Below are 19811 nucleotides of genomic sequence, written 5' to 3'. Positions count from 1 at the left end.
TGTGAGGTTGAAATGCAGCTGCAGCGTTATACGGTCACGTCGCCTGTTGGCCGGCGATGAGATCGGCGATGGTATCCACCTGATCGCTGCTCAAGCCAGGAAAGATCGGCAGGCACAGCACCTGCGCGGCCACTGAGCGCGCCACCGGCAACCATGCCGGCGCCGACGAGGGTAGGGCACGATACATCGGGAAGTCGCTGATCAACGGATAAAAGTAGCGCCGCACCAGGATGCCGTGCTCGCGCATCAATTGGTATAGCGCATCGCGCGCCAGTGGGTAGTCGTCCTGCACCAGAATCGGAAAGTACGCGTAGTTGGGCGTGGAGTGATCGAGCCGCGCAACGCAATGGATGCCGCGCACATCGCTCAACCGTTGCCGGTACTGCGCATCGATGGTGCTGCGTTGCGCAATGGCCTCATCGATGTGCTTGAGCTGCAGCAGACCAAACGCTGCGCTGATCTCGTTCATCTTGCCGTTGATGCCCGGTGCCACCACCGTGGTTTCGTCGACGAAGCCGAAGTTCTTCAGATGCCCGATGCGCTGATAGGTCCTTTCGTCGGGGCAGACAATCGCGCCGCCCTCGAAGGTATTGAAGACCTTGGTTGCATGGAAGCTCAATACGCTCAGGTCGCCGTGGCGCAGGATCGAGCCGCCGTCATCGCGCACCCCAAAAGCATGCGCCGCGTCGTAGATCACCTTGAGGTTATAGATATCGGCGATGCGGGTGATTGCGCTGGTGTCGCAGGCGGTGCCATAGCAGTGCACCGGCATGATCGCGGTGGTCTGCGGGGTGATGGCCGCTTCGATCTTCGAAGGGTCCATGTTGAGCGTCACCGGGTCGATGTCCACGAACACCGGGGTGATGCTTTTCCACAGCAGCGAATGCGCGGTAGCCACGAACGAGTAGGGCGTGGTGATCACTTCGCCGGTGATGCGCAGCGCCTGCAGCGCGGTGATCAGCGCTGTGGTGCCATTGGTCAGCAGTGCAAGGTGCGGCACCCCCAGGTACTCGCACAGTGCGCGTTCGAGTGCATGGTGCATCTCGCCGCCGTTGCTGACGATGCGGCTGGTCCAGATCCGTTCCAGATAGGGCAGGAACTCTTCCAGCGGCGGCAGCAGCGGACTGGTGACGGGGATGGGCATCAATGCCTCGCTGGTGCGGGTGGATGTCGGGATTCCGCCGCAGCCGGCAGCTGCGAACGGAGTGATCCTGCTGAAGCAAGCGCTATGCCAGCGAGCGGAACCCGAGCGTGTGCTGGCTCAGTTGGCCAGCTCGGTCTGCTCGCGATCGATGCCGTACTTGCGCAGTTTCTCCACCAACGTGGTGCGGCGCAGGCCCAGCAGCTGAGCGGCATGCGCCACCACGCCCTGCGTGCGTTCCAGTGCTTCGTTGATCAACGCCAACTCGATATTGGCCATATGCCCGCGCAAATCGATGCCATCGTCCGGCAGGCTGGACGTGGCGGCCGGTTCGGCATCGGCGTCCTTTGGTTGCAGCGTCACCACATTGCTCGGCAGGGCGCTGACTTCGACCGGTGCGGCCACCAACGCCGGCTCCGGCGGCAGCTCGACCGGACTGGCCGAAGCGAAATCGCCGCGATAACGCGCCGGCAGATCCTGCACCCGCACCAGCCCGCCGGGATGCAGCACCGCCAGGCGCTCGACCAAATTGGTCAGCTCGCGCACATTGCCCGGCCAATCGTAACTGCGCAGCGCCTGCAGGGCCTCGTCGGCAAAGCGCACTTCGCCGCGACCGGTGCGTGCCAGCTGGCCCGCAATGGTCTGTACCAGCATGGCCAGATCGTCCACGCGCTCGCGCAGTGCCGGCATTTCGATCGGAAACACATTCAGGCGATAGAACAGGTCCTCGCGGAACTGGCCATCGCTGATGCGCGATTCCAGATTGCGGTGGGTCGCGGCGATCACGCGCACGTTGCAGCGGATGGTCTGCCCGCCGCCAACGCGCTCGAAGCTGCGCTCCTGCAGCACGCGCAGCAGCTTGACCTGCATCGGCAGGCTCATGTCGCCAATTTCGTCCAGCAGCAGCGTGCCGCCCTCGGCCATCTCGAAGCGACCCTTGCGGGTGGTCAGCGCGCCCGTGAAGGCGCCTTTTTCGTGGCCGAACAGTTCGCTTTCCAGCAGATCCGGCGGGATCGCGCCGCAATTGATTGCCACAAACGGCCCGTCGCGCCGCGGCGAATGCTGGTGGATGGCGCGCGCCACCACTTCCTTGCCGGTGCCGGATTCGCCCAGCACCAGCACGGTGGTGTCGAACGCGGCCACCTGGTCGATCAGCCGGCGCAGGCGGGTCACCGCCTCGCTGTTGCCGGTCGGGCCGGAGTCCTGCTGCACACCGGCCTGGTGCTCGGCGTCCAGCCGCTTGAGGCTGGCACGGCGCAGCAACGCTTCCAGCTGCGCATGCCGCAGGGGAGTGTCCAACGCCCACACATTGGCTTCGTGCAGGCCGTGGGATTGCGCAAACGCGCTCGGGCTGCCCTCCATCAGCAGTACCGGTGGCGGCAGTTTGGCATCGGCCAGCCAGTCGAAGAATTTGTCGGCCTGTGCGGCGTCCTGCGCCGAGCCCACCATCACCGCCATCCACTCATCGTGGCGGTGACGGCCAGGATTGATGTCGGCGCCGTCGGTGACCCAGCGGGGATTGAAGTCCATGAACTCGAGCAGCGACACGGTGCGCTCGGCGCGCACGGCGTCACTGTCGATCAACAGAATGCGGGACTCACTCATTCCTGGCTCCTTCCGTCAGGCCCTCCAGGATTGGCATGACTTCCTGGATATAGGACAGCTTGCTGACAAAATTGTCAGCACCCGCGCGAAGAGCGTGTTCACGATGCTCGGCATCATCGAAGTGGCTCGCGATGACAATATACGGCGGATCGTCCTGCGTCTTGATCAGACGCGTGGCCTGCAGCCCGCCCATCTCCGGCATGGCCAGGTCCATCAGCACGACATTGGGGCGCAGCGACTCAGAGCGCTCGATCGCTTCCAGCCCATTGGCGGCACTGCCCACGATATTGAGCCAATCGACCTTGCGAAAATGACGCATCGCAGCGTTGATGAAGCCCTCGTGGTCGTCGACCAGCAGCACGGTGAGTTTGCTCATAGTAGTCCTTATCCTGCCCGGGCAAGCAGCGGTTTAGTGGTGCGGCGGCGCTCGCGTGCCGGTGCGATATCAAGTTGTTCGCGGTACTTGGCCACGGTGCGGCGCGCAATGTTAACGCCTTGCCGCGACAGCAATCCGGCAATCGCCTCGTCGGCCAGCGGCCGGCCGGCCGGCTCGCTTTCGATCAAGCGGCGCACCATCGCCTTGACGGCCTGGCCGGAGACGCTGGCGCCTTCCAGCCGCACGGCGAAGAAGTGCTTGAGCTCGAAGGTGCCGCGTGGAGTCTGGATGTATTTGCCGGTGGTGATGCGCGAAATGGTCGATTCGTGCATGCCGATCTCGTCGGCGATTTCCTTCAGCGTCAGCGGTGCCATCGCTTCTTCGCCACGCGCCAGGAAGGCGGCCTGGCGTTCGACGATGGCACGCGTGGCGCGCAGCAGGGTCTCATAGCGCATCGACAGCCCGCGGGTCAGCCAGCGCGCTTCCTGCAGCATGTCGCGCAACGGCTGCGCGGCCTCGCCGGCGTCGGCCAGCGCGCGTTCGTGCACCGGATTGATGCTGACGCGATGGGTGGTGGCCGGGTTGAGTGCGACGCGCCAGCTGTCGTCGGCATGCCAGGCGAGCACATCCGGGATCACGCTGGCATTGCTTTCCTGCAGCAGGTCGTCGCCGGGGCGAGGTTGCAGCGACAGGATCAGCCGCACCGCTTCGCGGGCATCGTCCACTTCGGCATCGTGTGCGCATGCCAGCACCGTGTAGTCGTGCGCGGCCAGCAGCTCCAGATCGCCGTCGAGGATGCGCGCAGCCAGGTGGCGTGCCGGGACGCGGCCGGGCAGGGCGCTCAACTGGGCCTGCAGACACTCGCGCAGGTCGCAGGCGGCCAGGCCGGCCGGGTCGCCGTGCAGCAACCGCTGCCGGATCGCTTCCACCGCCTGCACGGTCATGCCCAGACGGGTGGCGCCCAGCTGTTGCAGCGTCGACAGCGCTTCGGTCAGATAACCGGCGTCGTCGGTCTGCTCCAGCCAGAACGCAGCGGCCCCCAATGCCGCCTCGTCCAGGTCCAGCGCCAGTTCGCGCAGGATGCGCACATGCGGGTCGGTCGACTCGCCGGCGGCCATGCGCTGCATGCGATCGTCGTCCCCATCGTTCCAACTGCCGCCCTGCACGTCCCACATCGTGCCTTCCGGCAGTTCGTCGAACGCGGCGATATCGCTGGCGCCATCGTTGTCGGTGGCGGCCTGATCCCCGTTATCGGCCAGCTCTTCCAACTCCAGCAACGGATTGGTTTCCAGGGCACGACGGATTTCCAGTTCCAATTGCATGCCGTCCAATTGCAACAGACGGATCGACTGCAGCAACTGCGGGGTGAGGTGCAGTTGCTGGCCAAGCTGAGCGGAAATGGTCGTCTTCATGGAAGCGCTTCCGATGGGCGCTGCACGCAGCAGCGATGGAATGCATCTTGCAGTACAACGCGACGGGTTTCTAATCAGGGAGTCAGGTGAGGTGACTCATGATTTTCCCGACAGTTTGTCAGGAACTTCCTGACGTTGCAGGCGGGCTCAAGCGTGCCCGCCGGAATCCCGTCACTGTTTTCAGCGTCGCTGGCCCACGCTTGCCCGGATGGCGCGTCAGACCAACTCGTTGTGATGTTTGGCGGCCAGCAGCACCAGATCGTTGGCGCGACGGCATCCGAGCGATTCCATCATGCGGGCGCGGTGGGTTTCCACGGTCTTGACGCTGATGCCCAAATCGGCGGCGATTTCCTTGTTGCTCTGGCCGCGGCCGATTTCGCGCAGGATCTCGCGCTGACGCGGCGACAGCGCGGCAATGCCGACCGGCTTTTCGCGGCCCAGCATCGGCGCAATCATCTTGGACGAGATCTGCGGGCTCAGGAACACCTGGCCGGCGGCGGCAGCGCGCAACGCCAATTCCAGCTCCAGCGGCGCGGCGTCCTTGACCACGAAGCCGACCGCGCCGCGATCGAGCGCATCGCGCACATGCACCGGGTCGTCGTGCATCGACATCATCACCACGTGCGTGCGCGGCGCGGCGCGCAGCACGTCGGTCATGGCATCCAGGCCGCTGCGGCCGGGCAAAGACAGGTCCATCAGCACCAGGTCGGGCCGGTGCAGGGACGTCATGTCCAGGGCTTGTTGCGCATTGCTGGCTTCGCCCACGACATCGATGCCGGCGAAGGTTTGCAGCAGCCTGGACAGGCCGGCACGGACAAGGGTGTGATCGTCGACGATGATGACTCGCACGGCGCAGAAGAGACCTTTTTCAGTAAAGGGCACCTTAGCTGACCCGGCGCCCGGCGCCAACTATCGGATCAACGCTGGCGGCGGGCGTCGGCGATCTGACGGCGGTGCAAGCGAAACAGGTGGCGTTCCAGCGCGTCCTGCAGGCCGGGCGCGAGCGGGGCAAACCGCAGCCACAGCCAGACATCGTGGCCATCGCTCGCGTTCGCCAGCACGGTAGCAGGAAGCTGTACAAGTTCAGGAAGCCAGTCGGACGGCTGCAGGCAAACGGCGCCGGTTGTGCCGGGCGGGTGACTGGTTGCGCAACTCAGGCGGATCCCGCGCACCGACCAATGCACCATTCCCTGGCTCAGGCCGCTGTCGCCCTGGCGCACCAGGCGGCCGATCAGCGCCAGCATCAAATCCAGTTTGGCGTCCATGCGCTGCACCAGCAGCGGCAGTTCGCCGCGGTCCTCGCTGGTTTCTTCGCTACGCAGGTCTTCGACCTGGCCAAGACTGCGCAACAGGGTTTCAGCGGCGCTGTGCGCGCCCGCATCGCTCCCGGCGCGGAAGCCGGCCGGCAACTGCAATTGGCAACTAAGCGTGTCGGCAAACAGCTCGGCATCGGCGGATGGCGCGAGTGTGCCGAGCGCGCTCATCAGATCCGTCCGACCCGCGCGTAGGCGCGGCTGGCCGACGATGAGGTGCGCTGTGCGCGGATCAGTTCCAGCAGCTTGCGCTGCCGCTCGCGCATCATCCGCATCAAGTCCTGATGCATGGTGAGCAAGGCCTGCAGCGCGTCGCGGTCCTGCTGGATGTCCACCTGCTGCGCGTATTCGCGCAGGTGCAGGTCGTGGTTGTCCAGCATCTGCGGCATCGCCTCGAACTCCTCTTGCGCCATGGCCAGGCGGAGGTCGGCGATTTCTGCTTGAAGGCTTTGCACGCTATGCATGGCAGGACTCACGAAACGGCGGAAAGGCCGCGTTGTTCGAGGGGGATGGAGTTCCACGCCGAGTCGATTTCGCTGAGCAACCTCAGCGCTTCGGTCAACGCGGTCTCGTCGTTGTGCAGGTTGGCCGCGGTCAGCCGCTGCATCACGTAGTCGTACAGGGCCGAGAGGTTACCAGCGATCTCGCCACCGGCTTCGTGATCGAGCGAGCCGTTCAAGTGACCGACGATCGCGCAAGCCTCGCCGATGGCCTTGCCCTTGCGCGCCTGGTCGCCCTGCGCCAGGCAGGCCTGGGCCAGACGGATGCGTTGGCAGGCACCGGCAAACAGCAGCGAAACCAGCTTGTGCGGGTCGGCTTCGGTCACGCTGGTGGCCACGCCGACCTTGCGATATTGCTCGGCATACTGACGATTGGAACCGTACATGGATGACTCCTCAATGGGCTGACCTTCGCTGGTCCCGTAGCGCTGCGCTCCTGCGACGACGCTCCTGCCGGAAGGCAAGGCCGAAATCACGATAGGCCTTACTTGTATCGGCAATACCCTGACAGGACTTGAGGATCGTCATCACGGAAATCAGCTTGTCAGCAGGCCGCTGAGCGAGCTGGTGCTGCCTTGCAACTTGCTGATCATGGCGTCCATCGCGGCGAACTGCGCGGTGTAGCGGTCGCTGAGTTTTTCCATGCGCGCATCGAGATCGTCCAGCTCCGATTCATAGCCCTTGATGGTCTTGTTCAAACTGTCCGAGCGCAGGGTCAGCGTGCCGTTGGTTGCATTGACGTTGCTGTCCAGCAGCTTGGTCAGGTTGCCACCGAATTTGCTGTCCTTGCCCAACACCTCGGCCGCGGCGCCGCCGTCGGAGGCGATGGCGGTGTCGAACTTGGCGCCGTCGAAACTCATCACGCCATCCTTGTCGATGGTCAGGCCGAGCGCCTTGAGTTCGTTGACGTTGCCGCTGACCTGGCCGCGCAGCTGTTGTTGCAGGCTGCGCACCAGCGAATCGCCGGTCAGCGCCGAGGCAGTCTTGGTGGTGGCGTCGTAACTGCTGCTCTTGGCCAGCAGCGTGTTGGCGGTGTTGTAGGCCGCGGCGAACGCGGTGAGGTTGCCCTTGAGGCCGCTGGTGTCGGCGGCCACGCCCAGATTGAACTTGGTGCCTTCAGCGGCCTTGGTCAGGGTGAGCACCACGCCGGGCACGATGTCGCTGACGGTGTTGGAGCTGGACGTGCGCTCGAAACCGTCCACGCGTACCAGCGCGTCGGCGGCAGCGACGGTCTGGTTCAGCCCGCCGGTGACGCCGGGGCCGTAGGTGAGGCTGCTCAGGCTGGGGTCGCTGGCGCTGATGGTCAGGGCGCCCTTGGTACCGGAGTCGACCGCATTGAAGACCAGGTGCTGGCCATCGTTGGCGGTGACCACGCTGGCAGTCACGCCCTTGCCGCCGGCGGCCTTGTTGATGGCTGCAGCGATGTCGGTGAGCTTGTCGGTGCCGCTGATGTCCACGGTGACGCTCTGATCGCCATAGCCGATCGTCAGCGTGCCGCTACCCACGGTGGCATCGGCAGCGAATGCACCGGAGGCCAGTTTCTGCGAGGTCGCCAGCGAGACCACTTCCACCGAATAGTTGCCCGGCGCCGCCGAGCTGGTGGTGGTGGCGGTGAAGCCGGCATCGGTCGGCACCGTGGCCTTGTAGGCGTTGGTGTCGGCGCTGCTGATCACCTTGTCCAGCGCAGACTTGAGCGTGGTCATGCTGCTCTTGATCTGGCTGATCGCCGACAACTGCGTGGTCGCGGCGGTGCCGGCCTTGTTGATGCGTGCCTGCTCGGGGTCTTTCTGCCGGGACACCAGGGTGGACACCACGGTAGGGATGTCCAATCCGGAGGCGGAAGTGCTGATCACCGATGCCATGTTGCATTCCTCGTCTGGGCGTCCGAAACAGACGGACGCATGGGATTACGTGACGGGTATCGGCCGCATCCGCTAGGACTTTAGCGGCGGCGAGGGTCACGTGCACGGTTGCTATCTGTGCAAGTTCCATGCCCGTCGCGGCCGGCGGCGCGCGTCAACAAACCGTCCATGGCGGGCGTGGACGGGCTGCGGCCACAAAATAGCCCCTCCGAAGAGGGGCTTTGGACATGCTGTGGAGCGCTGCCGCATTGCTGTGGCAGGTGACTGCCCGTTACTGCAGCAGGCTCAGCACGTTCTGCGGAACCGACTTGGCCTGGGCCAGCATCGCGGTACCGGCCTGCTGCAGGATCTGCGTGCGGGTCAGTTCGGCGGTGGCCTTGGCATAGTCGGTATCGGCGATCCGGCTGCGTGAGGCCGACAGGTTTTCCGAGGTTGCGCTCAGGTTGGCGATGGTGGAGGTGAAGCGCTTCTGCACCGCACCCATGTCGGCGCGCGAGGAGTTGACCGTGGTCAGCGCCTTGTCGACGATTTCCAGTGCTTTCTGTGCGCCGGAGAACGTGGAGATATCCAGGCTGCCCAAGGTCGAAGCGGTGGAACCGGAAGCGGCCGAAGCGGTGGTGATGCCGGCGCCGACGGTGATGCCAGCGGCGCTGGAGGTGCCGGCCGACAGCGAGGTGAAGTCCTGGCCAGCCTTCAGCGATTCGATCTGCACCGAGCCGTCGCTCTTGATCGAGGCGTACATGCCGGTCTGGTCGAGCTTGTCGTTGATCGCCGAGGCAACCTTCTTGTTGACGTCGGCAGCGGTGTCGCCGGCAGCGACCTTGACGTCGGCAATGGTGATGCTCTTGGCCGAACCGCTGGCGTCCTTGAACGACAGGCTGATGCCGCTGACAGAACCGGAGGCGGTGGCGGTGCCGCTCACGCCGGCGCCGGAAACGGCGGCAGCGAAGTTGGCCTTGCCCAGCGAATCGATGTTGGCGTCGGCGATGCTGTTGATGCCGATGGTCTGGCCGGCGTCGGCGCCGACCTGGAACAGCGCGCCGGAGAACGAGCCGTCCAGCAGCTTGGTGCCGTTGAAGCTTGTCTGATTGGCGACGCGGTCGATTTCCGCGGTCAGCTGCTTGACTTCGGAATTCAGGGCCTCGCGGTCGGTGGACGAGTTAGTTGCTTTCGCCGACTGCACCGACAGCTCGCGGATACGCTGCAGATTGTTGCCGATTTCCTCCATCGCGCCTTCGGCGGTCTGGGACAGCGAGATGCCGTCGTTGGCGTTGCGCGAGGCAACGTCCAGGCCGCGGATCTGGGTCGTGAAGCGCTCGGCGATTGCGCCGCCGGCTGCGTCTACGGCAAAGCTGGTGATGCGCTTGCCAGACGAGAGCTGCTGGATGCTCAGCGCCAAGCTGGAGCTGTTGGTGTTGAGGTTCCGCTGAGCGTTCAGCGACATTACGTTGGTGTTGATTACCTGTGCCATTTTGATTTCTCCTAAGCGATTTTTCCGGCAAGGGGGACTTGCCTGGAGCCTCCGCAGGGGGGCCATCAAGTTGGCCGTTGCCGCTGCTGAGATGAATAACGGCGTTGCGTCGGGAACCTTTAGCGAAATTCAGTATTTTTTACTGTCTTTCTGCGTCGGGACGAAATACGTAAGCGTTGTGTATCAACGGTTTGGTTTATTCGGCAGCACCCCGCCAATCTTTAGCGTTGGTATAACTCTTCGGAAAATAAACACCGTACGCCTGCGCAAGCGCTCACGCGCAGGAGCGAAGAAAGCCCAGGTTTTCTGCGGCAAAATCAGCGGATGATGTTGAACAACGACGATGACTGCATCTGCTGAAAAATCGTTTGAGCGGCCTGCAACGAGGCCTTCTCGAGTTGGTACTGCCCAATCGCCGAGGCGTAATCCAGATCGCGGATCGACGACAGGCTGGTCTTGAGGGTGACTTCGTTGGATTCGAGCAATGCGTTGGCATTGTCGATGGCCGACAACTGCGCGCCGCCGGAGGCGCGCGCATCGATCATCTTCGAAGACGCCTGGGTGATGTCGCGCATCGACGACTGCAGCGTGTTGATCATCGCTGTCTTCTGTGGCGCGGTCAGCGTATCGGAGTTGAGCGCGCCGACCAGGTCGCCGATGGTGGAGAACACATCCTTGGTGCCGGAGGCGCCAATCTGGAAACTGTCGCCCACCGCCGGTGCGCCGCTGATGCGCATGCGCACGCCGGCGGCGTTGATGTCTTCGCCCTCCTTGTAGGTGCCGGTGCCGACCACCGTATTGGTGCTGTCGCGCACTTCATAGGTGTCGGCGGCGGTGAACTGCACGCTGTAACTTCCACCGTTCCAGCTGCCGGTGCTCGCGTCGCGGCTGAAATCCAGCAGCAAGCCGGTCCCCGTGTTGGCGGCGTTGGCGTGCGCATCCACGGTGCCGTCGCCGGTGCGGATGCGCATGAAGATTTCGCTGCCGGGCAGGGCGTCGCTGACGAAGGTGTCCGGCGCCACTTCGACCTGCTTCTGGGTCTGGTCGCCGTTGTAGGTGACGCTGCCATTGCTCTTGATGAAAGGCGCACTGCCATCGGCGGTGCCGCCGAACAGGTAGCGTCCGGTGCCGTCGGTGCTGTTGGCCAGGCTCACCATGCTCTCGCGCAGCGCTGTCAGTTCCGAGGCGATCGCCTTGCGGTCATCGGGGCTGAGCGAAGAATTGCTGGCCTGCACCGCCAATTCGGTGACGCGCGCCATTTTGTCGCCGGCTTGCGAGAGCGCGTTTTCCTGCAGCCCGAGCCGGTTCTGCACGTTGTTGGCGTTTTCGCCGAAGCGCGTGATCGCCGCCAGGGCACGGTCCAGGCCGACCGCCGTGCCCGCAGCCACCGGGTCGTCCTTGGCGGTGACCAGGCGCTGCCCACTGGAGAGCTGCGATTCGAGCTGGTTCAGCCGCGACTGCTTGGCGCCCATCGAGGCGACCGACTGGCTGTACATCATGCTGGTGGAGATACGGTCGGTCATCAGCGTACGGCACCCAGGATGGCTTGGAAGACGGTGTCGGCGGTAGAGATCATCTGTGCGGCGGCCTGGTAGGCCTGCTGCAGCTTCAGCATGTTGGCGGCTTCCTCGTCGAGGTTGACGCCGGAAATCGAATCGCGGCTGGCCTGCGCCTGGTCGTTGATGACCTTCTGCGCATCGGCCGAATAGCTGGCCGCACGCGCGGCCGAACCCACCGAGGTGGTCAGGCCGGAGAGCGCGCCATTGAGGGTGACCGTGCCGCCGCTGAGCGCCTTGGCATCGTCGATGTTGGCCAGCAATTTGGCATTGCCGTTGTCGCTGGAGCCTGCGCCCATCGGGCCGACGCCGAAGGTGTCGCCGGCCTTGGGTGCGCCGTCCAGCGCGAAGCTCCAGCCGTTGGCGCTGATGGTCTGGCCGGCGGTGTAGGCGAACGGGCCGGCGCCATCGATGGTGTACTGGTTGGCGTCGATGAACTCGATCGACGAGGGGGTCAGCAGCGCGGGATTCTGCGCATTGGTGACCTTGACGTCGCTGATCTTGCCAGTGCCCAGGTTGGCGACCGTGGCGGTGGCCTTGACCGGGGTGGCGGCGGCAATCCGCGAGGGATCGGTAATGGCCACCGACAAGCTGCCGGCCAGCCCGGCGGTGGGCTGCAGCAGGAACTTGTCGCCGCTGGCCGGCGTGCCGCCCACCACCATGCTGACGCCATTGAGCACCAGCGGGTCGGCGGCGGTGCCGGTACCGGTCATCGGCACGGCAGAGCCGGTACTGGCGTTGATGGCTTTCCAGGTGGTGCCGTCGAAGCTGAGCGTGACGTTCTGGCCGTCAACGGCACTCACGTTGCTGAAACTGGCGCTCAGCGATGCGCTGCCGGTATTGCTCGGATTGGCGGCAACGGTAGGCGAACCGATATTGAAGAAGTTGCCGCCCATCGCGCCATACAAGTCCATCCCCTGACTGTGGCCGGCATTGAAGGTGCTGGCCATGCCCACGGCCAGGCGGCCGAGTTCGGCCTGGGTCGGCTCCAGCACGCTGCTGCGAAATTCCAGCAGACCGCCGATCTGGCCGCCCAGCGAACTGGCGCTGAGGCTGACGTTCTGGCCTTGGGTCTGCATCGCCACCTGCAGCTTGGTCGGCTGATACGGGTCGGCAACGGTGACGAGTTTGGAAGAGGTGGTACCGACCACCAGCGGCTGGCCGCCGGCGGTGAAAACATTCATGAAGCCGCCGTCCTGGATCACCGCCGTGCCGCCGGTAAAACCGACCAGCTTGCTCACCAGCGCGTCGCGCTGATCCAGCATGTCCGGCGCTGCCGCCTGGGCACTGCTGCCGATGGTGCCGTTGAGCTTAGCGATCTGCTGCGTCAAGCGGTTGACTTCGTCCACCGAGGAGGTCAACCCGCTGTTGACTTCGTTGCTCAGGCTGTCCATCTGCCCGTTGAGCTGCTTGAAGCGCGTCGCCAGCGAATTGCCGCTGTCGAGCATGCTCTGGCGCTCGGGGGTGGAGGAGGCGTTGGACGACACCGCGCTGGTGGAATCGAAGAAATTCGACCACAGCCCGGCCACGTTGGTGGCGGTGTTGGAGTACAGCGCGTCGACGCGGTTGGACAGCGAGGACAGCTGCTGCAGGCGCGAGAGTTCGCCGCCGCTGTCGAGCAGGCGCGAGATGGCCAGCTGGTCGGCGACCCGGCCCACATCGGTGATCTTGGCGCCATTGCCCACGAACGCGTAGCCCATGTCGGTGGGCGTGCGCGTTGCAAATTCCACACGTTGGCGGCTATAGCCTTCGGTATTGATGTTGGCGACGTTATGGCTAACGGTCGACAACGCCCGTTGGAAGGCGATGAGCGCGCTGGTCCCGGTGGACATGATGGACATGAGCGTTTACCTCAGCGACGGATGGTGCCGAGCCCGACCGGCTCGACGGTACTGGCATAGCGGTTGGACAGATCGGCCGCCGCGTTGCCGATGGCGGCCACCGCACGGTCGATGGTCGGGCCGTTGGCGATCGCCGCGATCTTGGCCGCATAGCCCGGATCGGTGGCGTATCCGGCTTGTTGCAAGCCGCGTGCAAAACCCTTGATATCGGTGCCGGCCTGCAGCGCGGGCTGGTAACGGCTGTTGTTCTTCAGCAGCCGCACGTAGTCGGCAAAACTCTCCTCGGCCGAGCCATAGGCGCGGAAATCGGCGGTTTCGGTGGTTTTGACGCCGTTGACGTATTCGTGGGTGCCGGTGGTGACCTTGTCGCCGCTCCAGCCGGTGGCCTTGATGCCGAACAGGTTGTTGGAGTCGCCACCGTTGCCGATGCCGCGACGGCCCCAACCGGTTTCCAATGCGGCCTGGGCCACCAGCGCGCGCGGGTCCACACCCAGTTCGCGCGCAGCCTTTTGCGCATGCGTCCAGATCTTGGCGACAAAGCCTTCCGGGGTGCGTTCGCCCAGGCTGGCAGCGGCGCTGCTGGCGGCGCTCGCATTGACCGCGGCATTGGCATCGGCTGCATCGCTGGCGGCCACATCGGCCCAGCGATCGTTGGCCGACGGCCAGCTCAGTGCTGCAGCATCGTCGCTGCCGGCTTCGCCAGCGCCGGTACGCCCGGCAATCAGATCCAGCACCTGGCTCATGCCGATGCCGCTCAAGTTGCCTGCGCCCAGGGCCGCCTTCGCCACGCTGCTGGTCGTGATGCCGGTGGCCGCGCCGTCGCGGGCGGGCAGCGGCAACGAGGCGTCGCGCTTGCCGGCAACCAGGGCGTACGCCTTGGCCGCTTCGGCAGTGTTCAACGAGGTGTTCAAGGCCGGGCCGCCCGTGTCGCCACTGAGCTGCTTGGAGATCATCGCCGACAGTCCCAGCCCCTTGCCGTCGGTCAACGCCTTGGCCATCTGCTGGTCGTACATTTCGCGGAACATCTGGTTTTGGCCCGGAAACATCGGGTCGCCGGAGCTCGCATCGCGCATGCTCTTGACCAGCATCTGCGCGAACTGACCTTCGAGCTGACGGGAGACCTTGTCGATCTTTGCCGGATCGGCCTTGGTGCTCGGGTTGAGATCAATGGGCGAGGCTGCGATACGCATGTCAGATCACCTCTAGCTCCGCCGTCAGCGCACCGGCTTGCTTGAGCGCTTCCAGGATGGCCACCAGGTCGCCGGGCGCGGCGCCCACTTCGTTGACTGCGCGTACGATCTGATCGAGCGTGGTGCCGCCTTCGAACTTGAACATGCGGCTGCCTTCGGAGGTGGCCGTGATCGTCGATTGCTGGGTCACCGCAGTGCGGCCGCCACTGAAGGCGCCCGGCTGGCTGACGTTGGTGTTTTCGCTGATGGTGACGGTGAGCGAGCCATGCGCGATGGCGGCCGGCATCACCCGCACCAGCTGGCCGATGACCACGGTGCCGGTACGCGCATTGACCACCACCTTGGCCGGTGCATCTCCCGGGGAGAGCTCGACGTTTTCCAGCCGCGACAACAGGCCGATCCGCGCACCCGGGTCGGTCGGCGAGCGCACCGCCACGGTCACGCCGTCGACCGCACGCGCGGTGCCGGCGCCGAAGCTGCTGTCGATCGCCGCGACCATGCGCGAGACGGTGGTGAAGTCGTTCTGGTGCAGGTTGAGGGTGATCTCGCCGGTGCCGGCGAACACGTCCGGCAATGCTCGTTCGACAGTGGCGCCGTTGGGAATGCGCCCGACGCTGGGCACATTGACCGAAACGCGCGAGCCGTCCTTGCCTTGCGCACCGAAGCCGCCAACGACCAGGTTGCCCTGAGCCATCGCATAGACCTGGCCATCGGCGCCCTTCAGCGGTGCCATCAGCAGCGAGCCGCCGCGCAGCGACACTGCGTTGGCGATCGAGGAAACGGTGATGTCGATGGGCTGGCCGGGCTTGGCGAACGGCGGCAATTCGGCATGGATGGCCACGGCCGCGACGTTTTTCAGCTGCGGGTTGACGTTCGCCGGAACATTGACGCCCAGCTCGCCGAGCAGGTTCTTCAGGCTCTGCACGGTGAAGGGTGCCTGGCTGGTACGGTCGCCGCTGCCGTCCAGGCCAACCACCAGGCCGTAGCCGACCAGCGCGTTGCCGCGCACGCCGCCGACCTGGGCAAGATCCTTGATGCGCTCGGCGCTGGCCGGCGCGGCAATCGCGCACAGCGCGACGGCGGCAGCCAGCAGACGGAAGGGCAGGGAAGACAGGTTCATGGTCGCAGGCTCAGTAGGGCGACAGACGGGAATTGAAGAAGCGGCTCAGCCAGCCCATTGCATTGGACTGCGCGATCGCGCCGCGGCCGCCGTAAGCGATGCGGGCGTCGGCGACCTTGCTGGAGGGCACGGTGTTGTCCGGGGCGATGTCGGCGGCGCGCACGATGCCTTGCACCTGCACTAGTTCGTCGCCCTGGGTCAGGCGCAGGTTCTTCTGCCCCTGGATCACCAGGTTGCCGTTGGGCAGGCGTTGCATCACGGTGACGGTGACGCTGCCCTGCATGCGGTTGCTCTGTGCGGTGTTGCCCTTGCCGGCAAAGCTGCGGTCGCCGCTGGTGCTGTTTTCCAGCACATTCAAGCCACCCACGGTGAGCGGTGCGCCCAGCAGCGTCGGCGCGCCCATGGTAGTGGCGTCCTTCTTGCTGATGCTGGTGTTGGCGGTGGACGAGGCGGTAGTGCTTTCGACCAGGTTCACCGTCAGCAGATCGCCGACATCGCGGGCACGGCGATCGCCATACAGGTTCAGGCTGGGGCCGGCGGCGTAGATCGCACCGGCCGTCGGCTGCGCCACCGGTGCCACCACCGGCACGATCGGCGCCAGTTCGGCGAACGGACGTACATCGCCGGCGGCCACGCAGCCACCCAGCAGCGCGCTGCAGGCAATGGCGAGGCACAGGCGGGAGAGAGAAGGCAGGCGTGACATGGCGTTGATTCCTGAGAGGGCGAGGAGCGGCGAGCCGATCAGACGTTGTTGTTCAAGTAACCGAGCATCGAGTCGGTGGTGGAGATGGCCTTGGCATTCATTTCGTAGGCACGCTGCGTCTCGATCATGCTCACCAGCTCTTCCACGGTATTGACGTTGCTGCCTTCCAGCGCTCCCTGCACGGTGGTGCCCAGGCCGTTGAGGCCAGGCGTGCCGTTCTGCGCGGGGCCCGAGGCGGTGGTTTCGACGAACAAGTTTTCGCCCTTGGCCTGCAGGCCCGAGGGATTGATGAAGTCGGTCAGCGTCAATGCGCCGATTTCCTGCGCGGCGGCCTGGCCGGCCAGCGTCACGCTGATGGTGCCGTCGTTGCCGATGGTCAGCGACTGCGCGCCTTCCGGCACCTGGATGCCCGGCTGCAGCGGGTAGCCGCTGTTGGTGACCAGTTCGCCCTGCGCGTTGATCTGGAAGGTGCCGTCGCGGGTGTAGGCCGAGGTGCCATCGGGCATCTGCACTTCGAAGAAACCGCGACCGTTGACCATCACGTCCAGCGCGCGGCCGGTCTGCTGCTGGCTGCCCTGGTCGAACCCCTTGAAGGTGGACACCACGCGCACGCCGGTACCCAGTTGCAGGCCGGTCGGCAGCTGCGTCTGCGCGGAGGTCGAGCCGCCGGGCGCACGCACCTGTTGGTACAACAGGTCTTCGAACGCGGCACGGTCGCGCTTGAAGCCGGTGGTATTGGTATTGGCCAGGTTGTTGGAAATGACCGACATGCGCGTCTGCTGCGCATCCAGCCCGGTTTTGGCGACCCACAAAGCCTGATTCATGACCCGATTCCTCGTTAGACCCGGGGATGTGTTCCGGGTACGGGTGGGTATATGCACGTGCCGTGCCAAACCCGCGTCGGATTTCTGCCGGTTGTGCAGTGGGTCACGTGGGGTGGGGGTGCTGCGGGCTGCGTGGGGCAGGGCGGCAGCTGGGAGCAGGTGTCAGCTGCAGCGGTTGGGCTGGCGATGGATCCGCTTTGAAATCTGCCCGATCAGGTGTCGGACGCGCTTGGCGGCAAGCGGGTGGGTTGTTGGCCGTGTCTTGCTTGAGCTTGGTCCGGGCTTGAGGCAAAAGCTGGGTCTGTCGAGGGCGCGGTGCCCTCACCGCTCGCGGGACACGCCGTGAACCCATCCCTGGGGCCTCGATGGCGGCATCCATGCCGCCAACGGTCCCGCAAGCGGCGAGGACACCGCACCGGACAGTGGGCTGGTGGTTTTACCGAAGAACGAAGACACCGCGTTGCACGGTTTGCCTAACTGCTTTGTTGAAAGCTCGACACATCGACCAACTTGACTGGTCCTTGTCCGCCCACCGTCGCGTGACCCTTGGCGGCATGGATGCCGCCAAGGAGCTTACAGGGACGTACTTGCAGCGTGTCCCGCGATGGTGGGCGGGCAAGGGCCCCCGCAGCGAGGCCGAAGATCTGCTTGTCCGCAGCAAGGATCCAGATCATTGGCTCTGCAGTAAACCTGTCAAGCTGCCTTCCGATTTGCCAACGGCGCTGGTTGGCACGAAGGCGCAGCCCGCCTGACCTGCGCTTAGCCGCTCACCCGCAACAGCGAATTGGCCGATTGCGCGTTGTCGTCGCCGTTCTTGATGATCTTGACCTGCATTTCGAACTGCCGCTGCAACTGGATCATTTCCACCAGCGCGCCGGCCGCGTCCACGTTGCTGCCTTCCAACATCCCGCTGTTGACGGTCTTGCTGGTGGCCACCGCAAACGCCTGTGCCGGGTCGGTGCTGGTGTTGCGCATCAGCCCGTCGGGGCGCCGCGTCAAACGGTCGGCGGGCGCATCCACCACCTTCATCTTGCCGACGATGGCCATGGTCTGCGGGCCTTCGCCCTGCGGAATGATGGAAATACTGCCGTCGCTGCCGATCTCCATCGCCTGGTGCGGCGGGATGGTCATCGGGTTGCCGCCTTCGTCCAGCACGGCGTGCCCGTTGGCGGTGACCAGTTGGCCATTGGCAGTAAGCGCCAATTCGCCGTTGCGGGTGTAGGCCTCGCTGCCGTCGGGCGACTGCACCGCCAACCAGCGGTCCTGCTGCAGCGACACGTCCAGCGGGTTGCCGGTGACCTTCTGATGGCCCTGGCTACGATCGAACCCTTGGTCCACATGCAGCGCATCGATCCGCGACGGATAGCCCTTGCCCTGGATCTTGAACGCCTCGGTGTTGGCCAACGCGGCCTTGAATCCCACCGTATCGACATTGGCGAGATTGTGCGAGACGGTGCTTTGCGCCTGCAGTGAGGCGCGGGCACCGGTCATCGCGACGTAGAGGGCTTTATCCATGGGACACCGGGATTTGAGATTCGGGATTTGGGATTCGTAAAAGCGGGCTGTGACTGGCGATGAGGTTGGGGCCGCGGGCTGGCATCCGATGGACGTGATACCAGCGTTTGCGAATCCCTAATCCCGAATCACCAATCCCGGCTTTTAACGAATATTGATGATCGTCTGGGTGACCTGATCCTGGGTCGAGATCATCTGCGAGTTGGCCTGGAAGTTGCGCTGGGCCACGATCATGTTCACCAGCTGCTCGGTCAGGTCCACCGTGGAGGCTTCCAGCGAGCCGGATTCGATCTGGCCCAGGTCCGAGGTGTCCGGCGCGCCGGTGCGGGCGGCACCGGAGGTGTAGCTCTCGGCCCACATGTTGTTGCCCTGCGACTGCAGGCCCTGCGGGTTGACGAAGCTGCTCAGCGCCACCTGGCCCAGCGGCTTGTCGGCACCGTTGGAATAGCGCGCGAACACCACGCCGCTGGTGTCGATGCTGATTTCGTTGAGCTTGCCGCTGGCGTAGCCGTCCTGGCGCGTATCGCGCAGGGCGAAGGCTTCGCCGTACTGGGTGGAGCCAGTGACGTTGAGCTGCATGTTCAGCACGCCCGCGCCGGTGCTCGGGGTGAACGGGTCCATCGCGATGATGCCGTTGGCCGGGGTGGTCAGCGCGCCGGTATCGGAGAACTGCAGGGTGGTCGGGGCACCGACCGCAGCGCCGTCCACGTAGTTGTAGACCTGCCACTCGTTGGGGTTGGCGGTCTTGACGAAGTAGGAGGTCTGCACATGGCTGACGCCCAGCGAATCGTAGACATTGATGCCGCCGGTGGAATGGCTATAGGTCTTGTCGTCGGCCGGGTTGAACGGGGTCACCGTCGGCGCGGTGGCATTGCCGGGCAGGGTGAAGGCCAGGTTGACCGTGGAGGTGGATTTTGGCGGGCTGTCGGTGGTCAGCAACTGCAGGTCCGACAGGCGGCCTACGTCAAACCCGTTGCCGCTGGGATTGGGCGCGAACACCTGCAGGCGTGCGCCCTGCGGGTTGACCACATAGCCGTTGGCATCGGTCTGGAAATTGCCGGCGCGGGTGTACATCTTGGCGCCGTTGGACCAGACAGTGAAGAAGCCTTCGCCGGAGACCGCCAGGTCCAGGCTGCGCCCGGTCGGGTCGATATTGCCCTGCGAGAACTGCTGCGCCACGTTGCTGACGCGCACGCCCGAACCGACCGCATTGCGCGACAGGCCATAGCTGGTGCTCTGGAACATGTCGGCAAATTCGGCGCGCGATTCCTTGAACCCGGTCGTGTTGACGTTTGCGATGTTGTTGGAGGTGACGTTCAGATCGGCATTGGCTGCGTTGATGCCGGACAACGAGGTATTGAAGCCCATGGATGAGTTCCTTT

At 64.8% G+C, this 19811-nt stretch carries 18 protein-coding genes; all 18 read right to left on the bottom strand.

The genetic code is table 11. The features are described 5' to 3' along the window. Positions 1 to 34 precede the first annotated feature (34 nt). The 18 genes from LN450_RS09235 to flgE all read right to left on the bottom strand — a co-directional run bounded on the left by LN450_RS09235 (position 35) and on the right by flgE (position 19797). Positions 35 to 1144 carry a DegT/DnrJ/EryC1/StrS family aminotransferase gene (locus LN450_RS09235; protein WP_011347284.1) on the bottom strand — a complete coding sequence of 370 codons (1110 nt, stop codon included), beginning with the start codon at positions 1142 to 1144 and terminating at the stop codon, positions 35 to 37. A gap of 117 nt (positions 1145 to 1261) precedes the next feature. Beyond that, positions 1262 to 2746 (bottom strand): sigma-54 dependent transcriptional regulator, encoded by a 1485-nt coding sequence (locus LN450_RS09230; RefSeq protein WP_011347285.1) that lies wholly within the window; start codon positions 2744 to 2746, stop codon positions 1262 to 1264. Beyond that, the gene (locus LN450_RS09225; protein ID WP_003482992.1) at positions 2739 to 3122 is read right to left on the bottom strand and encodes a response regulator; all 384 of its coding nucleotides are present in this window, start codon (positions 3120 to 3122) and stop codon (positions 2739 to 2741) included. Before LN450_RS09225 ends, LN450_RS09230 begins: the two co-directional genes overlap by 8 nt. 8 nt (positions 3123 to 3130) lie before the next feature. Then, the gene (gene rpoN / locus LN450_RS09220; RefSeq protein WP_011347286.1) at positions 3131 to 4534 is read right to left on the bottom strand and encodes an RNA polymerase factor sigma-54; all 1404 of its coding nucleotides are present in this window, start codon (positions 4532 to 4534) and stop codon (positions 3131 to 3133) included. A 216-nt stretch (positions 4535 to 4750) separates the two neighbouring features. Beyond that, positions 4751 to 5383, bottom strand: coding sequence for a response regulator transcription factor (locus LN450_RS09215; RefSeq protein ID WP_003482986.1), 633 nt, complete (start codon positions 5381 to 5383; stop codon positions 4751 to 4753). A gap of 68 nt (positions 5384 to 5451) precedes the next feature. Then, positions 5452 to 6018, bottom strand: coding sequence for a PilZ domain-containing protein (locus LN450_RS09210; protein WP_008575948.1), 567 nt, complete (start codon positions 6016 to 6018; stop codon positions 5452 to 5454). Next, positions 6018 to 6311 carry a hypothetical protein gene (locus LN450_RS09205; protein ID WP_008575949.1) on the bottom strand — a complete coding sequence of 98 codons (294 nt, stop codon included), beginning with the start codon at positions 6309 to 6311 and terminating at the stop codon, positions 6018 to 6020. The genes LN450_RS09210 and LN450_RS09205 overlap by 1 nt, the downstream gene beginning before the upstream one ends. Positions 6312 to 6319: 8 nt before the next feature. Continuing rightward, positions 6320 to 6733 (bottom strand): flagellar export chaperone FliS, encoded by a 414-nt coding sequence (gene fliS / locus LN450_RS09200; RefSeq protein WP_008575950.1) that lies wholly within the window; start codon positions 6731 to 6733, stop codon positions 6320 to 6322. Positions 6734 to 6883: 150 nt separating this feature from the next. Then, on the bottom strand, positions 6884 to 8209 hold the full coding sequence (gene fliD / locus LN450_RS09195; protein WP_008575951.1) for a flagellar filament capping protein FliD: 1326 nt from the start codon (positions 8207 to 8209) through the stop codon (positions 6884 to 6886). 271 nt (positions 8210 to 8480) lie between these two features. Continuing rightward, positions 8481 to 9680 (bottom strand): flagellin, encoded by a 1200-nt coding sequence (locus tag LN450_RS09190; protein ID WP_011347288.1) that lies wholly within the window; start codon positions 9678 to 9680, stop codon positions 8481 to 8483. A 317-nt stretch (positions 9681 to 9997) separates the two neighbouring features. After that, positions 9998 to 11203, bottom strand: coding sequence for a flagellar hook-associated protein FlgL (flgL, locus tag LN450_RS09185; protein ID WP_008575954.1), 1206 nt, complete (start codon positions 11201 to 11203; stop codon positions 9998 to 10000). Then, the gene (gene flgK / locus LN450_RS09180; protein ID WP_008575956.1) at positions 11203 to 13077 is read right to left on the bottom strand and encodes a flagellar hook-associated protein FlgK; all 1875 of its coding nucleotides are present in this window, start codon (positions 13075 to 13077) and stop codon (positions 11203 to 11205) included. Before flgK ends, flgL begins: the two co-directional genes overlap by 1 nt. Before the next feature lie 11 nt (positions 13078 to 13088). Then, positions 13089 to 14267 (bottom strand): flagellar assembly peptidoglycan hydrolase FlgJ, encoded by a 1179-nt coding sequence (locus tag LN450_RS09175; protein ID WP_008575959.1) that lies wholly within the window; start codon positions 14265 to 14267, stop codon positions 13089 to 13091. A gap of 1 nt (position 14268) precedes the next feature. After that, complete coding sequence (locus tag LN450_RS09170) at positions 14269 to 15387, bottom strand: flagellar basal body P-ring protein FlgI (RefSeq protein ID WP_007971976.1); 1119 nt, start codon at positions 15385 to 15387, stop codon at positions 14269 to 14271. Between the two features lie 10 nt (positions 15388 to 15397). After that, positions 15398 to 16090 carry a flagellar basal body L-ring protein FlgH gene (flgH, locus tag LN450_RS09165; protein WP_005914445.1) on the bottom strand — a complete coding sequence of 231 codons (693 nt, stop codon included), beginning with the start codon at positions 16088 to 16090 and terminating at the stop codon, positions 15398 to 15400. Between the two features lie 38 nt (positions 16091 to 16128). Then, positions 16129 to 16914 (bottom strand): flagellar basal-body rod protein FlgG, encoded by a 786-nt coding sequence (flgG, locus tag LN450_RS09160; RefSeq protein WP_003482961.1) that lies wholly within the window; start codon positions 16912 to 16914, stop codon positions 16129 to 16131. A 759-nt stretch (positions 16915 to 17673) separates the two neighbouring features. Then, positions 17674 to 18429 (bottom strand): flagellar basal-body rod protein FlgF, encoded by a 756-nt coding sequence (gene flgF, locus LN450_RS09155; RefSeq protein ID WP_011347289.1) that lies wholly within the window; start codon positions 18427 to 18429, stop codon positions 17674 to 17676. A gap of 144 nt (positions 18430 to 18573) precedes the next feature. Further along, entirely contained in the window at positions 18574 to 19797 is a 1224-nt protein-coding gene (gene flgE / locus LN450_RS09150) for a flagellar hook protein FlgE (RefSeq protein WP_011347290.1), read from the bottom strand. Positions 19798 to 19811: the final 14 nt, after the last annotated feature.

The sequence above is a fragment of the Xanthomonas euvesicatoria pv. euvesicatoria genome (genome assembly GCF_020880415.1).
GTDB lineage: Bacteria > Pseudomonadota > Gammaproteobacteria > Xanthomonadales > Xanthomonadaceae > Xanthomonas > Xanthomonas euvesicatoria.
Note: the sequence above shows the minus strand (reverse complement) of the source record. Positions and strands in the feature narration are given on the sequence as shown.

Bases quoted from the DNA above. Each gene is read 5' to 3' on its own strand.
- LN450_RS09235 (WP_011347284.1), bottom strand. From the start codon at position 1,144: ATGCCCATCCCCGTCACCAGTCCGCTGCTGCCGCCGCTGGAAGAGTTC.
- LN450_RS09230 (WP_011347285.1), bottom strand. From the start codon at position 2,746: ATGAGTGAGTCCCGCATTCTGTTGATCGACAGTGACGCCGTGCGCGCC.
- LN450_RS09225 (WP_003482992.1), bottom strand. From the start codon at position 3,122: ATGAGCAAACTCACCGTGCTGCTGGTCGACGACCACGAGGGCTTCATC.
- rpoN (WP_011347286.1), bottom strand. From the start codon at position 4,534: ATGAAGACGACCATTTCCGCTCAGCTTGGCCAGCAACTGCACCTCACC.
- LN450_RS09210 (WP_008575948.1), bottom strand. From the start codon at position 6,018: ATGAGCGCGCTCGGCACACTCGCGCCATCCGCCGATGCCGAGCTGTTT.
- LN450_RS09205 (WP_008575949.1), bottom strand. From the start codon at position 6,311: ATGCATAGCGTGCAAAGCCTTCAAGCAGAAATCGCCGACCTCCGCCTG.
- fliS (WP_008575950.1), bottom strand. From the start codon at position 6,733: ATGTACGGTTCCAATCGTCAGTATGCCGAGCAATATCGCAAGGTCGGC.
- fliD (WP_008575951.1), bottom strand. From the start codon at position 8,209: ATGGCATCGGTGATCAGCACTTCCGCCTCCGGATTGGACATCCCTACC.
- LN450_RS09190 (WP_011347288.1), bottom strand. From the start codon at position 9,680: ATGGCACAGGTAATCAACACCAACGTAATGTCGCTGAACGCTCAGCGG.
- flgL (WP_008575954.1), bottom strand. From the start codon at position 11,203: ATGACCGACCGTATCTCCACCAGCATGATGTACAGCCAGTCGGTCGCC.
- flgK (WP_008575956.1), bottom strand. From the start codon at position 13,077: ATGTCCATCATGTCCACCGGGACCAGCGCGCTCATCGCCTTCCAACGG.
- LN450_RS09175 (WP_008575959.1), bottom strand. From the start codon at position 14,267: ATGCGTATCGCAGCCTCGCCCATTGATCTCAACCCGAGCACCAAGGCC.
- LN450_RS09170 (WP_007971976.1), bottom strand. From the start codon at position 15,387: ATGAACCTGTCTTCCCTGCCCTTCCGTCTGCTGGCTGCCGCCGTCGCG.
- flgH (WP_005914445.1), bottom strand. From the start codon at position 16,090: ATGTCACGCCTGCCTTCTCTCTCCCGCCTGTGCCTCGCCATTGCCTGC.
- flgG (WP_003482961.1), bottom strand. From the start codon at position 16,914: ATGAATCAGGCTTTGTGGGTCGCCAAAACCGGGCTGGATGCGCAGCAG.
- flgF (WP_011347289.1), bottom strand. From the start codon at position 18,429: ATGGATAAAGCCCTCTACGTCGCGATGACCGGTGCCCGCGCCTCACTG.
- flgE (WP_011347290.1), bottom strand. From the start codon at position 19,797: ATGGGCTTCAATACCTCGTTGTCCGGCATCAACGCAGCCAATGCCGAT.